Consider the following 14,368-nt stretch of genomic DNA (forward strand, 5'->3'; position numbering starts at 1 on the left):
TGCACCCTGAATTGTATTTTTAAATTTAAAAGAAGGAGGTTAATATCGCCAAAAGAGGAAAAAGGCCCTTCAGAGGACGAGTTGAAGAGCCTTACAGAGTAAATCAAAAAATCAGAGCACGACAGGTACGTGTGGTAGGTGAAAACGTAGACGTTGATGTTTATGCACTTGATGAAGCTTTAAAAATGGCTGAAGAGCAAGGCTTAGACTTAGTTGAGATTTCACCAAAAGCAGATCCACCTGTTTGTAAGATCATTGATTACTCTAAGTTCAAATACGAGCAAAAGAAGAAACAAAAGGAGATTAAAGCTAAAGCTCAGAAAACAGTGATCAAAGAGATAAGATTTGGTCCGAACACTGATGAGCATGACTTTAAATTCAAACTGAACCATGCTATGAACTTCCTTAAAGAAGGGGCAAAAGTTAAGGCATATGTTCACTTCGTAGGTAGGACCATCGTATTTAAAGAACGTGGCGAAGTATTACTTCTTAAATTTGCACAAGCTTTGGAAGAGTATGGTAAGGTAGAACAAATGCCTAAGCTCGAGGGTAAAAGAATGACACTTTTCGTTTCTCCTAAAGCTCAAAAGAAGAAATAATAATCAATTAATAAACAAGTAGTAAAATGCCTAAAGTAAAAACTACATCTGGAGCTAAGAAAAGGTTTAAACTGACTGGTAGTGGTAAAATCAAAAGAAAGCATGCTTTCAAAAGCCACATCCTTACAAAAAAAGGTACCAAGCAGAAGCGTAACCTTACTAAAATGGCTTTAGTACACGAGTCAGACGTACCTAGAGTACGTGAATTATTAAATATTTAATTTAATAATTGGTTAAATTGTTAAACCCGAATTTTGGTTAGTTAAGTTTCGCAAAGGCGGACACCAACGTTCAAAAAGCAAAAAATTATGCCTAGATCAGTAAATCACGTAGCATCAAGAGCAAGAAGAAAGAAGATGCTAAAGTCGGCTAAAGGTTATTTTGGTCGCAGAAAAAATGTTTGGACAGTAGCAAAAAATGCTATCGAGAAAGGATGGCAGTATGCTTACAGGGATCGTAAAGCTAAGAAAAGAGATTTCAGAAAACTTTGGATCGCTCGTATCAACGCCGGAACAAGAGCTCACGGAATGTCTTACAGCCGTTTCATGGGTAATTTGAAAAAATCTAATATCGAATTAGATAGAAAAGTTCTTGCAGATCTTGCAATGAATCATCCGGAAGCTTTCAAAGCTATCGTTGATAAGTTGAAATAAATAAAAAATATTTCTATTATTAAAGCCCTCATTTGAGGGCTTTTTATTTTTATGATTATGGAAAAATTAGATTCTTTAAATCAGGTAGCTGAATTTCATAAGACTTTTCAACATCCGATTGAAGAAAACCCTGTGATCCCTGCTGAAAGTCGCTGTGACCTGCGTGTTGCTTTGTTAGCAGAGGAATTAAAAGAACTACAAGAAGCGATTAAAGATAAGGATATCGTAGAAATTGCAGATGCACTCTGTGATATCCAGTATGTGTTGTCCGGAGCTGTGCTTGAATTTGGCCTAGGGGAGAAGTTTAAAGCATTATTTGATGAAGTGCAGAGGTCTAACATGAGTAAAGCATGTGAGACTGAAGAAGAGGCTCAAAAGACCGTAGATTATTATAAAGAGAAAAAGAATGAAGATTGCTATTTCAAGAAAGTTGATGGCAAATATCTTGTCTTTCGAAAGTCTGACAATAAGACAATCAAATCTATTAATTACTCACCGGCTGACTTGAAGTCTATTCTAGAGAAATAAAAAAAAGCACTGTTTATACAGTGCTTTTTTTAGTTTTCTTCATCTCCTTCATTTTTGTTGGACCGTATTACAAATCGGTTTATCAAAAATGCAATAATCCAACTTACTAATGCCATTCCTACATACTGTAATTGATTCTCTTCAATTTTGAAACTATACATCAATGTGAAGAGACATGTTAGAATTAACAACCAGTATATTATTACAAAAAGCTTATTCAAAACGATACTTATCTTTTTTTCTTACCAAATAAAAGCCACATTATACTAACTACTATTATAGCGCCAATAATTAATGCTAAAATATTCCCTGGAGTTATCTGATCGATTGCATGCATAATGTGTAAAATAAGGCTAAAAATAGGGTGGTTAGAGTAGAAAAAGTAGCGAGAGGGGGATTTGAACCCCCGACCTCCGGGTTATGAATCCGACGCTCTAACCAACTGAGCTATCTCGCCAAATGGGCTGCAAATATAATGATGATATTTTTATAACTCCAAGCATTTTTCAAACTTATTTTTTTTTGGTTTTATCTTTTTTATCCTATCTTGAACATTAACAAAGCTAAAATGAATGATAAAAAATACTTTTACCGCTGATTTTGAGATAAATGCATCGCCAAAAATGCTTTATCCATACCTAAATACAGCAGGAGGGCTTGCTCAATGGTTTGCTGATGATGTAACGCTTGATGGAGATAAGAATTTTCTTTTTTTCTGGGATGACTCAGAAATAAAAGCAAAGGTGGCGGGGCAACGGTCTAACGTATATGTTAAGTATGAGTTTATTGATGAAGATGAAGAGCCTTCCTATATAGAATTTAAACTTGAAGTAAACGAATTAACTGAAGCCACTTTTTTAGTTGTTACTGATCATAGCAGTAATTTTGATGATGAAGAGCTTTTTGAAATGTGGGAGCAAATGGTTAGCTCCTTAAAAGAAATTGTTGGCGGTTAAAAATCCAACTCATAAAATATTTTTATTCCGGGGATCAAGGCATTATTTTTGCGACATACTTTGGAAAAAATGCTTCCTTAATGAAAAAAATCGATAAGCTTATTTTTAAAGCTTTTATAGGGCCGTTTATTCTCACCTTGGGCATCGTGGTGTTTATCTTATTGATACAGCATCTACTGCGATACATGGATGAGATTATAGGTAAAGATCTTGGGTTAGAGGTTTATGCTGAGCTTTTCTTGAATTTTGCTTATGTAACCACTCCAATGGCAATGCCTTTGGCTATTTTGCTATCGTCTATAATGACATTTGGTAATTTAGGACAGCATTTTGAATTAACTGCAATAAAAGGTGCCGGTATTTCTTTGGTAAGAGCTTTACTTCCAATATTTATATTTTCAATCTTTTTGTCCATAGCGGCATATTATAGCAACTATTATTTGGTGCCACGTGCTGCATTAAATGCTTATAGTTTGTTATGGGATGTAAAGCAAAAGAAACCTTCAATGGAATTGAAGGCTGGTGTTTTTTATAATGGCATACCAAACTACAGTATTAAAATAAATGATAAGGATGAGGAGACTGAGCTTTTAAAAGGCTTAATGATTTATGATCATTCTAAAAATAATGGGAATACTAATTTGACTGTTGCTGATTCCGGAAGAATGATTTCCATTAATGAAGGCCGTTATTTAAAACTTGAAATGTTTAACGGGGCAAGGTATGCAGATGGAGAGTCTAATAAATCGGTTTTAAAAAGAAGGCGAAATGAGCCCGCAGATTTTATTAAAACTGAATTTGAGAAGACCTATTATATTTTTGATTTGTCTTCAATGATAGATGGCTTGGATCAAAGGACTGATAAGGAGTTGTTTGCCAGAAACAGGATAATGCGGAATCGAGAGCAGCTGGTTGGAGATATCGATTCGATACAAATGGATATTAGTCAGACTCAGTATAGTATTTATCAATATTCTAAATCATTCTTTCTTCATCATGGAGTAAAGCAAGAATTAGTACCTCAAGATCTTAAAGAGCAAGTAGAATATTATGATTCAATAAGAGATTTAAAAAGAAAAAGGGCTGACTCTATTCAGATTGCACGATCAACAAAAATCGAAGATTCACTAGCAGAAAGATATGCCAGGAAAGAATCAAAAGATTTATCAGAGTCAAGAGAAGATTCTTTAGAAGGAAAAAATGATTCTGTGAAAATAAATACTTCAAAGAAAAATGATAATACTGGTAAAAGGGGAGGGATTGTTTCAGATCCAATATCTGTAGGGAAAAATATAAATCCGCTAACAAAAGAACAACTCGATTCAATAAGAAGGGTAAGGAGTGAAGATTTAAGAGAAAAAAGTATAAAGAATAAGCGTGATCGTCTACGGAATGAAGATAGGTTTTCTCAAATTAACTTAAAGGATTCGGTAAGTTCAAAATCTATCGATTCATTGGAAGAACTTAATACGATAGATAGCCTCAGCGAGATTGAATCTGCAGAGATGATTGAGGAATCTATTAGTGATTTAGATGATCAGACAACTAGGAATCTTAAACGATTTAAGGAAAGAGTTTCGGTAAGTTCTACCAAGAAGCAGGTTTATAGAAGAGCTTTAACACGAGCGAGACAAAATAAGGGTAAAATCGAATCAAAAAGCGAAAGCATTAAAGATAAAGAAGGTGAGCTACGTGCATTTATAGTGGAATATCATAAAAAATTCGCTATGAGTTTTGCTTGTGTGATTATGTTTTTAATTGGCGCGCCTTTGGGTTCAATTATTAAGAAGGGTGGTTTAGGTTTTCCTACAATTGTTTCTGTAATCTTTTTCATAATTTATTATGTGCTAAGTATTTTTGGTGAAAAATGGGGTAAGGAAGAGTTAATAAACCCTGCCCTTGGAGCCTGGATGGCAAATATCATATTATTTCCGCTAGGTATATACTTTTTACAACAAGCTCGTATTGATGCTAGATTGTTTGATGCAGATTATTATGCGGTAACTATAAAACGTCTAAAGAAAAAGTTTATTAAAAATAAGTGAAAGCTTGGTAACATTACCTTAATGCTATAATTTTGCACCTCATTTAAAATTTAACTAGTCATGTATTTAACTAAAGAGAAGAAACAAGAAATCTTTGAAAATCATGGTCGGTTAAAGTCAAAAGAAGATACAGGTTCTGCTGAGTCGCAAATTGCGTTATTCACATTCAGAATCAATCATTTGACTAACCACCTGAAAAGTAACAAAAAGGACCACTCAACTAGACTTGGTCTTTTAAGGTTAGTAGGTAAAAGAAGAAGACTTTTAAATTACTTACAAGATATCGAAATCGAGAGATATAGAGCTATTCTTAAGGAACTTAACTTAAGAAAATAAAGAACAAAAGAGAGGGAGTCTGATATGATTCCCTCTTTTTTTATTATATTGCCCCGTCTGAAGTCTGAACTCCATCAAATAAAATTGTAGAATATTATTTTTAATTCTTTATGATTCCTAAAGCGATTATAAAAACCATCCAACTTCCGGATGGAAGAGAAATTACTATTGAAACCGGGCGATTAGCCAAGCAGGCCGATGGATCTGTTGTCGTTCGTATGGGTGACACCATGTTATTGGCTACTGTAGTATCTAGTAAAGAAGCGAAAGAAGGGGTAGACTTCCTGCCTTTGAGTGTTGATTATCAAGAGAAATTTGCTGCAGCAGGAAAGATACCTGGAGGTTTTCTTAAAAGAGAAGGTAAACTTTCTGATCACGAAGTGTTAATCAGTAGGTTAGTTGACAGGGCATTACGTCCTCTTTTTCCAGATGATTACCATGCTGACACTCAAGTAATGATTCAGTTGATATCAAGTGATGAAGAAGTATCTCCGGATGCATTAGCAGCTTTGGCAGCATCTTCAGCACTTGCGGTTTCTGATATTCCTTTTGGAGGCCCTATATCAGAGGTAAGAGTGAGTCGAAGAAATGGTGAGTGGAAAATAAATGCTCCTATTTCTGAAATTGAAGAAAGTGATATAAACCTGATTGTTGCTGCAACCAATGAAAACATCATGATGGTTGAAGGCGAAATGAAGGAAGTTCAGGAAGACGAAATGCTTGAGGCATTAAAGGTTGCTCACGACGCTATTAGAGTTCAGTGTGATATCCAAAAGGAACTTGAAAAGGAAGTAGGTTCAACTGAGAAGAGAACATATAGTCATGAAGTTCATGATGAAGCATTAAGAGAGAAAATGAATCAGGAGCTTTATCCTAAGGTATATGAAGTTGCAAAACAGCAACATGCCAATAAAGATGTGAGATCTGATCTTTTTAAAAGTATAAAGCAAGAGTTTCTTGATAGCCTTGGTGAAGATAGCGAGTACGATGAAGTAATGATCGGAATGTATTACAAGGATATCCAAAAAGAAGCTTGTAGAAATCTGATGCTGGATGAAGGTAAAAGACTTGATGGAAGAAAATTTGATGAAATTCGTCCGATTTGGTCTGAAGTGGATTACCTTCCATCTGCTCATGGTTCTGCTGTATTCACAAGGGGTGAAACCCAATCATTGACTACATGTACATTAGGTACTAAGCTTGATGAGCAGATGATTGACGGAGCTGTGTTTAGTGGAACAAACAAATTTTTACTTCACTACAACTTTCCTGGTTTTTCAACTGGTGAAGTAAGACCAAACAGAGGGCCTGGTAGAAGAGAGGTAGGGCACGGGAACCTTGCATTAAGAGCTCTTAAGCAAGTTATTCCATCGCACGATAAAAATCCTTACACGATTAGAATAGTATCAGATATATTAGAGTCAAATGGATCATCATCAATGGCAACAGTTTGTGCTGGTGCGATGGCTATGATGGATGCTGGTATTCCTATTTCTGGTCCTGTTTCAGGTATTGCAATGGGAATGGTTAGTGATCCTAAAACAGGTAAATACAGAGTTTTAAGTGATATCCTTGGAGATGAAGATCATCTTGGAGATATGGACTTTAAAGTTACCGGAACTGAAAAAGGGATTACGGCTTGTCAAATGGATATAAAAATTGATGGCTTATCTCATGAGGTTTTAAAAGAAGCTTTAGAGCAGTCTAAGCGAGGAAGATTACATATTTTAGGTGAAATGCTTAAAACAATTTCTGAGCCTAGAGATGATTATAAAGCGCATGCTCCTAGATTTGAAACAATTAAGATTGGTTTGGATCAGATTGGTGCTGTAATAGGGCCTGGAGGTAAAATCATTCAAGAAATTCAAAAGCAGTCTGGTGCAACTATTATCGTTGAAGAGAAAGATGATCATGGTTTAGTTAATATCTTCGCTAATGATCAGGATAAAATGAAAATTGCGGCTGATAGAGTAAAAGCAATTGTTGCTATTCCTGAAGTTGGAGAAACATATACTGGTACGGTTAAATCAATTATGCCATTTGGTGCATTTATAGAATTCATGCCAGGAAAAGAAGGTCTTTTACATATTTCTGAAATTAAATGGGAAAGAGTAGAGACAATGGACGGTGTTCTTGAAATAGGTGAGGAACTTCAGGTTAAGTTACTTGATGTTGACAAGAAAACAGGTAAGTTTAAATTGTCTAGAAAAGCTTTATTGCCAAGACCTCCTAGAAAGGAAAGGCCACAAAATAAAGAAGAATAAGAAAATTTATAATAGAATATTAAAAGAGGGTTAATTTTAACCCTCTTTTTTTTGTTTTTTATTGATTTTGACAAATCTTCAAATTATTCAAAAATATTTCGATTGGTCATAATTTGACAACCTCTGTTGTGTACTAGATTTAGGAATTGATAAATTTGCACTTTAATTAGAGTTCATTTAAATATTTCTCTTAATCGGTATATAATTAGTGTTTATCCAAGAAAAATAATTGTTTGTCTGTAGTCACAATGATGTTGGCGTTAGTTTAATGTTATCCGAATATTATTCTGTGGTAATGATGACTTCTCCTAATTAATTTTTGTATAACTTGAAATATTGCTAATTAATTGTTGGTAGAATTAACTTCTCAGGATTATATTTAAGGTGGGATCATAAAAAACAACGAATGAGACAACTTAAAATTAGTAAGCAAATCACTAACAGAGAAAGCCAGTCTCTTGATAAATATTTACAAGAGATAGGTAAGGTGGATCTGTTAACACCCGAAGAGGAAGTTGAATTGGCAGTCCGAATTAAGCAGGGTGATCAGTTGGCATTAGAGAAATTGACGAAGGCAAACCTAAGGTTTGTTGTTTCTGTTGCAAAGCAATATCAGAATCAGGGATTAACACTGGGTGATTTGATCAACGAAGGTAATCTGGGCTTGATCAAAGCAGCACAAAGATTTGACGAAACAAGAGGATTCAAATTTATTTCATATGCTGTATGGTGGATTAGACAATCAATATTACAGGCTCTGGCAGAACAATCAAGAATTGTCCGCCTTCCGTTAAACAGAGTTGGTTCTTTAAACAAGATTTCAAAAACATTTTCTGAATTAGAACAAAAATATGAAAGGGAGCCATCTCCAGAAGAATTGGCTGAAGTTTTGGAAATAACTGCTAGTGAAGTAGTAGATACAATGAAGATAAGTGGGCGTCATGTATCAATGGATGCACCATTTAGTCAAGGTGAAGAAAATAGTCTGTTAGACGTTCTTGAAAATGACGGAGAAGATAAGCCTGATCTTGAATTGATGAGTGATTCATTGAGAAGAGAAGTCTTAAGAGCATTGTCAACTTTAACAGCACGAGAAGCAGATGTTATCATGTTGTACTTTGGTTTGAATGGAGAGCATGCATTAACATTAGAGGAGATAGGTGAAAGGTTTAATCTTACCAGAGAAAGAGTAAGACAGATTAAAGAAAAAGCGATCAGAAGACTTAGACATACAAGTAGAAGTCGCGCATTAAAGACTTATTTAGGATAATATGATATAAAACTTTACATTGTTAAAAAAGGTCTCGATATGAGACCTTTTTTTTTTAACTTTACCGCAACTTTTTCGTTAAGGATATAAAAGTTTGTTTTAACAACAGTGAAATAACTATTTATTTATAATGACTACAGAAAATATTGATCTAGTAATTATTGGTTCAGGGCCGGCAGGATATACAGCGGCATTATATGCATCTAGAGCAGGGTTGAAGCCTGTGTTGTACCAAGGGGGTCAGCCTGGTGGCCAGTTGACTATTACTAATGATGTTGAAAACTATCCTGGTTATCCTGAAGGTATCAATGGACCTCAGATGATGATTGATTTTCAAAAACAAGCTGAGCGTTTTGGAGCCGATATTCGTTATGGAATGGTTACAAAGGTTGATTTTTCAGGTTACCCTCATAAACTTATCGTAGATGACAAGCATGAAATTACTGCAAAGGCAGTGATTATATCTACTGGAGCTGCGGCTAAATGGTTAGGTTTAGAGTCAGAGCAAAGGTTAAATAGTAAAGGTGTTTCAGCTTGTGCAGTTTGTGATGGTTTCTTCTTTAGAGGACAGGATGTTATTGTTGTTGGAGCTGGTGATACTGCTGCTGAAGAAGCAACTTATTTATCAAAACTTGTTAACAAGGTTTATATGCTTGTTAGAAGAGATGAAATGAGAGCTAGTACAATCATGCAGAAGCGTGTTGAAAATGCCGAAAATATAGAGGTATTATGGAATACCGAAACTGTTGAAGTACTGGGTGAAGATCAGGTAACAGGAGTTAGAGTAAAGAATAATGTAACAGGAGAGGAGTATGATATAGATGCTCAGGGATTCTTCGTTGCTATTGGTCATAAGCCAAATACAGAGATCTTCAAAGGACAGATAGATATGGATGAGACTGGATACATCAAAACTCTTGGGAAATCTTCTTTAACTAATGTTGAAGGTGTTTTTGCAAGTGGTGATGCTCAGGATTCTATTTACAGACAGGCTGTTACAGCGGCAGGTTCAGGTTGTATGGCTGCGCTTGATGCTGAAAGATTTTTGGCAGCTAAAGAAATGGAAGAAGAAGAAGTAGCTAAATCATAATATATCTTTATGAAAATTGATATCCTGGCAATTGCAGCTCATCCTGACGATGTAGAGTTGTCTTGTGCCGGAACTTTATTAAGACAAAAATCTCTTGGACAAACAATCGGTGTGTTAGATCTTACACGTGGTGAGTTAGGGACAAGAGGAACAGATAAAACCAGAGCAGAAGAGGCAGCAGCCTCTTCTGCTATTTTAGATCTTGACATGCGTCAATGTCTTGATCTGCCAGATGGGTTTTTTAATAACTCTGCAGAATATCAAAGGAAGGTTATTGCGGCAATTCGTAAGTATCAACCTGAAATTATTTTAACTAATGCAATTCGTGACAGACATCCTGATCATGGTAAGGCTGCTACATTAGTTAAAGATTCTGCATTTCTTTCTGGATTGATAAAAATTGAGACATTTGATGAAGATGGTAAACTTCAGGAGGCATGGAGACCAAAAAAAGTGTATCATTTCATACAAAATGATTTTATTGAGCCTGATTTTATCGTCGATATAAGTGAATTTTGGGAAACTAAAATTGAATCAATAAAAGCTTTTAAAACTCAGTTTTTTACCGGTACAGAGAAAGAGGATGATAGTGAACCGGAAACTTTTATCTCAAAACCTGGATTTATTGAGTTCATTCAATCCAGAGCCAAAGAGATGGGACATCGTATAGGGGTCAAATATGGTGAAGGCTTTACTGTCAATTCTACAGTAGGAATAAACGATCTTAATTCATTGATATAAATAAAAAGTGTTGACCTTAATGGGCCAACACTTCATTTTCTATTTCTGTAACGGAAACTCTTCCGTCTTCTTCAATTTTATCTAGCCTTACCTTTTTGAGTTCGTTTATTAAAATCGGATCATATTTTGCTGAAACCCTAACATAGTTTTCTGTGAAACCATGCATCATTCCGTCTTCAGAAATATCATCTTCAAACAATACAGTAAACTCTTTTCCAAGTTGAGATTCGTAAAAATGTCTTTTTTTCTTCTCAGAAAGTATTCTTAACATTTTTGATCTCTTATTTCTGATTTTCATCGGCACCACCTCTTCGTGCACAGCTGCATCAGTATTTGCTCTTTCTGAATAAGTGAAAACATGTAAATAAGATACATCAAGATTATTTAGGAAATCGTATGTTTCTTTAAAGTCTTCATCTGTTTCTCCAGGAAATCCAACGATTACGTCAACTCCGATGCATGCATCAGGCATTAAAGATTTAATTTTAGCCACTCTTTCCGCATATAATTCTCTTAAATAACGCCTACGCATCAGTTTAAGAATTTTATTAGAGCCAGATTGTAAAGGAATATGGAAGTGAGGGACAAAACGATTACTTTCCGAAGCGAACTTAATTATTTCATTGCTAAGAAGGTTTGGTTCAATAGATGATATTCTGAATCTATCAATACCTTCAATGTTGTCCAACTCTTTAACTAGGTCAAAAAAGCGATACTTTCTTTTACCATCAACAATTCCATAATCACCGGTATTAACACCGGTTAATACAACTTCTTTTACGTCTGTAGAAGCAATTTCATTAGCTTTTGAAAGTATATTCTCAATGGTGTCGCTTCTTGATTTACCTCTTGCCAATGGTATAGTACAAAATGAGCATAAGTAGTTACAACCATCCTGAATTTTTAAGAATGTACGGGTTCTGTCATTTATTGAATGCGAATGTACAAATTCATTAGCCTCCGAGACCTCAGATGCTAATACTCTGGTTTCTTTTTCTTTGATGAATCCATCGAGTAATTCAATTAACCTGAATTTCTCAGCAGCTCCGAGTACAGCATCTACACCTTTAATCTCAGAAATTTCTTTTGGTTTTAACTGTGCATAACATCCAATTATAGCAATGTATGCATCTGGAGAAATCCCTCTTGCTTCTCTAACAATCTTTCTACATTTTTTATCAGCATTATCAGTTACAGAACACGTATTGATAATGAAAATATCAGGAGTATCTGTAAACGAAACTTTCTTGAAACCTTTCTCTTCAAATTGTCTTGAAATAGTTGAGGTTTCTGAAAAATTCAGTTTACAACCCAATGTATAGAATGCAACTTTTTTAACCATGGCGCAAAATTACTAAAATGATACTATTTGTTATAGGATATCTTTAGAAGGTATTATGCTTATGTGATTAAAAGTCAATGTTTTTTCATAAATCCTAAATTTTATAGGTGATTTAGCTTGTTGGGTTGGTTTTTTACTCAGATTTTGGCTCTTTTTTTGAAAAAAATAGTAGAATGGGTGAAAAAATGACCTGATCTTCAATATTTTTTTGATTTTAAATTAAAAATAGGTTTATTTTCGAATCAAATATTTAAAGTTTGCTTATTTTTGGAAATCTAACTGGATAATTTAAATAATTTTATGGCTACATTAAGACAAAAAGCTCTTGAACAACTAAATACAAGAGAGACTATTACACCTAACAAACCGGACCGACCAGCCTCAGCATTTTTTGGAGAGAATACTTTTGGACTAAAGCAAATGCAGGCTACGCTTTCTCCAGATGCTTACAAAAAAGTTAAAGAAGCAATTTCTAAAGGAAAGAAAATTGATGAGGAGTCTGCTGATGCAGTTGCTGCAGCAGTTAAAACCTGGGCATTAGCCAAAGGCGCTACTCACTATACTCACTGGTTTCAGCCATTAACCGGATCAACTGCTGAAAAGCATGATGGCTTTTTTGATCCATTAGACCAGATAGAAAAATTTAAGGGATCAAAACTTGTACAGCAAGAACCAGATGCAAGTTCATTCCCAAATGGTGGTATTAGATCTACTTTTGAAGCAAGAGGATATACTGCCTGGGATCCTAGTTCACCAATGTTTATAATTGATGAAACTCTTTGTATTCCAACAATATTCGTTTCATATACTGGAGAGGCATTAGATAATAAGGCTCCTTTATTGAAGGCGATGAAGGCAGTTGATGAAGCAGCTACTAAAGTATGTAGATTGTTTGATAGAAATGTTTCATCTGTTACACCTGTACTAGGTGTTGAGCAAGAATATTTTGCAATTGATGAAGCGCTTTATCATGCTCGTCCGGATCTTGTAATGGGTGGAAGAACAGTATTTGGACATTCGCCTGCTCGTGGTCAACAGCTTGATGATCACTATTTTGGATCAATTCCTTCGAGAGTTAGAAACTTCATGAAGGATTTTGAATTTGAATGTTTAAAACTTGGTATTCCTGTTACTACTCGACACAACGAAGTTGCTCCAAGCCAGTTTGAAGTAGCTCCTGTATTTGAAGAAATCAACATTGCGACAGATCATAATCAGTTGTTGATGGATGTAATGGGGAAAGTTTCTGAGAAGCATAAATTAAAAATACTTTTCCATGAAAAGCCATTCAAAGGATTAAATGGTAGTGGAAAACACAATAACTGGTCATTAATTACCAATACAGGAGTAAACTTATTCCAGCCTAGCAGCAGTGCTCGCGAAAACCTTCAATTCCTTACTTTCTTTGTGTGTACAATTAAAGCAGTTGATGAGTATTCTAAATTACTTAGAGCTAGTATTGCCTCTGCAGGTAATGACCACAGATTAGGTGCTAATGAGGCTCCTCCGGCAATTGTTTCTGTTTTCGTTGGTAGCGAATTAACTGCAGTTCTTAATGAACTTGAAGAAAATGGAAATATTAAGCTGAAAAAAGGTGATAATATGTATATGAAATTAGGAATAGATAAAATTCCTGAGATCATTTTAGATAATACTGATAGAAACAGAACATCTCCTTTTGCTTTCACAGGTAATAAATTCGAGTTTAGAGCTGTTGGTTCAGAAGCGAATACTGCTCAACCAATGACTGCTCTTAACATTGCAGTTGCAGAGCAACTTACTCAATTTGCTGATGCGGTAGATGCTGAAGTTGCTAAAGGAACTGAAAAGCGATTAGCTATTATCAATATCCTTAGAGATTATATTAAAGAGTCTAAGAAGGTTAGATTTGAAGGTGATGGTTATTCAGAAGAGTGGGTTGAAGAAGCAGAAAAAAGAGGTCTTCCAAATATTAAGGATACTCCACGTGCTTTACATGCATATGTTACTAAGGAATCAAAAGCTTTATTTTCTAAGCACAATGTATGTAACGAGATTGAATTAGATGCACGCCATGAGATTATGCTTGAAAATTATATCATGAAGATTCAAATTGAGTCAAGAATGATTGGTGACCTTGCATTAAATCACATTATTCCTACAGCTGTGAATTACCAAAACAAATTAATCTCTAACGCAAACGGATTAAAAGGATTGGGAATTGATAACTCTGAGGTTGTGGCTAACATCAAGAAAATTTCAGAACACATAGCATCAATAAATGCGAGTGTTAAAGAAATGATTGATGAAAGAAGAAGAATCAACAAGATTGAAGATCTTGAAGAGAAGGCTATAGCTTATTGCGATGATGTTAAAGTTAAATTTTTCGAATCAATCAGATATCACGTTGATAAACTTGAATTATTGGTTGATGACGAAGATTGGCCATTAGTGAAATATAGAGAAATGTTATTTTTAAGATAATATAAAAGTATCGTTACTAATAACTTAAAGACTGTCCGAATGGACAGTCTTTTTTTATTGTACATTTGTAATAAAAATTTT

At 34.8% G+C, this 14,368-nt stretch carries 13 protein-coding genes and 1 tRNA gene; 12 read left to right on the plus strand and 2 right to left on the minus strand.

The window, feature by feature from the left end:
• Nucleotides 1-44: 44 nt before the first annotated feature.
• From infC to HH304_RS18695, 4 genes are all read left to right on the plus strand, one after another.
• Nucleotides 45-599, plus strand: coding sequence for a translation initiation factor IF-3 (gene infC / locus HH304_RS18680; RefSeq protein ID WP_169684888.1), 555 nt, complete (start codon nucleotides 45-47; stop codon nucleotides 597-599).
• A gap of 26 nt (nucleotides 600-625) precedes the next feature.
• Nucleotides 626-820, plus strand: coding sequence for a 50S ribosomal protein L35 (rpmI, locus tag HH304_RS18685; protein WP_169684810.1), 195 nt, complete (start codon nucleotides 626-628; stop codon nucleotides 818-820).
• Nucleotides 821-907: 87 nt separating this feature from the next.
• Nucleotides 908-1,252, plus strand: coding sequence for a 50S ribosomal protein L20 (gene rplT / locus HH304_RS18690; RefSeq protein WP_169684811.1), 345 nt, complete (start codon nucleotides 908-910; stop codon nucleotides 1,250-1,252).
• Between the two features lie 57 nt (nucleotides 1,253-1,309).
• The gene (locus tag HH304_RS18695) at nucleotides 1,310-1,780 is read left to right on the plus strand and encodes a pyrophosphohydrolase domain-containing protein (RefSeq protein ID WP_169684812.1); all 471 of its coding nucleotides are present in this window, start codon (nucleotides 1,310-1,312) and stop codon (nucleotides 1,778-1,780) included.
• Nucleotides 1,781-2,163: 383 nt separating this feature from the next.
• On the opposite strand, the gene HH304_RS18700 is transcribed toward HH304_RS18695, so the two are convergent.
• Nucleotides 2,164-2,237, minus strand: a tRNA-Met gene (locus HH304_RS18700).
• A gap of 115 nt (nucleotides 2,238-2,352) precedes the next feature.
• Here HH304_RS18700 and HH304_RS18705 point away from each other — a divergent pair.
• The 7 genes from HH304_RS18705 to bshB1 all read left to right on the plus strand — a co-directional run bounded on the left by HH304_RS18705 (nucleotide 2,353) and on the right by bshB1 (nucleotide 10,482).
• Nucleotides 2,353-2,736 (plus strand): START-like domain-containing protein, encoded by a 384-nt coding sequence (locus HH304_RS18705; protein WP_169684813.1) that lies wholly within the window; start codon nucleotides 2,353-2,355, stop codon nucleotides 2,734-2,736.
• Nucleotides 2,737-2,816: 80 nt separating this feature from the next.
• On the plus strand, nucleotides 2,817-4,781 hold the full coding sequence (locus HH304_RS18710; RefSeq protein WP_169684814.1) for an LptF/LptG family permease: 1,965 nt from the start codon (nucleotides 2,817-2,819) through the stop codon (nucleotides 4,779-4,781).
• 60 nt (nucleotides 4,782-4,841) lie between these two features.
• Nucleotides 4,842-5,117: a 30S ribosomal protein S15 gene (gene rpsO, locus HH304_RS18715; RefSeq protein ID WP_169684815.1), complete on the plus strand. Its 276-nt coding sequence runs from the start codon at nucleotides 4,842-4,844 to the stop codon at nucleotides 5,115-5,117.
• A 110-nt stretch (nucleotides 5,118-5,227) separates the two neighbouring features.
• On the plus strand, nucleotides 5,228-7,381 hold the full coding sequence (gene pnp, locus HH304_RS18720; RefSeq protein ID WP_169684816.1) for a polyribonucleotide nucleotidyltransferase: 2,154 nt from the start codon (nucleotides 5,228-5,230) through the stop codon (nucleotides 7,379-7,381).
• Nucleotides 7,382-7,787: 406 nt separating this feature from the next.
• Nucleotides 7,788-8,651: a sigma-70 family RNA polymerase sigma factor gene (locus tag HH304_RS18725; protein WP_169684817.1), complete on the plus strand. Its 864-nt coding sequence runs from the start codon at nucleotides 7,788-7,790 to the stop codon at nucleotides 8,649-8,651.
• Between the two features lie 130 nt (nucleotides 8,652-8,781).
• A complete protein-coding gene (trxB, locus tag HH304_RS18730; RefSeq protein WP_169684818.1) occupies nucleotides 8,782-9,741 on the plus strand; it encodes a thioredoxin-disulfide reductase in 960 nt (319 codons plus the stop codon).
• Nucleotides 9,742-9,750: 9 nt separating this feature from the next.
• Nucleotides 9,751-10,482 carry a bacillithiol biosynthesis deacetylase BshB1 gene (bshB1, locus tag HH304_RS18735; protein ID WP_169684819.1) on the plus strand — a complete coding sequence of 244 codons (732 nt, stop codon included), beginning with the start codon at nucleotides 9,751-9,753 and terminating at the stop codon, nucleotides 10,480-10,482.
• 16 nt (nucleotides 10,483-10,498) lie between these two features.
• Here the strand turns inward: bshB1 and mtaB are convergent, their stop codons facing one another.
• Nucleotides 10,499-11,824: a tRNA (N(6)-L-threonylcarbamoyladenosine(37)-C(2))-methylthiotransferase MtaB gene (mtaB, locus tag HH304_RS18740; protein WP_169684820.1), complete on the minus strand. Its 1,326-nt coding sequence runs from the start codon at nucleotides 11,822-11,824 to the stop codon at nucleotides 10,499-10,501.
• A 300-nt stretch (nucleotides 11,825-12,124) separates the two neighbouring features.
• Between mtaB and HH304_RS18745 the strand changes: the two genes are divergently transcribed.
• Entirely contained in the window at nucleotides 12,125-14,287 is a 2,163-nt protein-coding gene (locus HH304_RS18745) for a glutamine synthetase III family protein (RefSeq protein WP_169684821.1), read from the plus strand.
• Nucleotides 14,288-14,368 lie beyond the last annotated feature (81 nt).

Origin of the sequence: Marinigracilibium pacificum (genome assembly GCF_012926615.1) — a bacterium.
GTDB classification, from domain to species: Bacteria; Bacteroidota; Bacteroidia; order Cytophagales; family Cyclobacteriaceae; genus Mangrovivirga; species Mangrovivirga pacifica.

Coding starts and splice junctions, on each gene's coding strand:
- HH304_RS18695 (WP_169684812.1), top strand. CDS start 1,310: ATGGAAAAATTAGATTCTTTAAATCAGGTAGCTGAATTTCATAAGACT.
- HH304_RS18745 (WP_169684821.1), top strand. CDS start 12,125: ATGGCTACATTAAGACAAAAAGCTCTTGAACAACTAAATACAAGAGAG.
- trxB (WP_169684818.1), top strand. CDS start 8,782: ATGACTACAGAAAATATTGATCTAGTAATTATTGGTTCAGGGCCGGCA.
- rpsO (WP_169684815.1), top strand. CDS start 4,842: ATGTATTTAACTAAAGAGAAGAAACAAGAAATCTTTGAAAATCATGGT.
- HH304_RS18710 (WP_169684814.1), top strand. CDS start 2,817: ATGAAAAAAATCGATAAGCTTATTTTTAAAGCTTTTATAGGGCCGTTT.
- rplT (WP_169684811.1), top strand. CDS start 908: ATGCCTAGATCAGTAAATCACGTAGCATCAAGAGCAAGAAGAAAGAAG.
- bshB1 (WP_169684819.1), top strand. CDS start 9,751: ATGAAAATTGATATCCTGGCAATTGCAGCTCATCCTGACGATGTAGAG.
- pnp (WP_169684816.1), top strand. CDS start 5,228: ATGATTCCTAAAGCGATTATAAAAACCATCCAACTTCCGGATGGAAGA.
- HH304_RS18705 (WP_169684813.1), top strand. CDS start 2,353: ATGATAAAAAATACTTTTACCGCTGATTTTGAGATAAATGCATCGCCA.
- mtaB (WP_169684820.1), bottom strand. CDS start 11,824: ATGGTTAAAAAAGTTGCATTCTATACATTGGGTTGTAAACTGAATTTT.
- rpmI (WP_169684810.1), top strand. CDS start 626: ATGCCTAAAGTAAAAACTACATCTGGAGCTAAGAAAAGGTTTAAACTG.
- HH304_RS18725 (WP_169684817.1), top strand. CDS start 7,788: ATGAGACAACTTAAAATTAGTAAGCAAATCACTAACAGAGAAAGCCAG.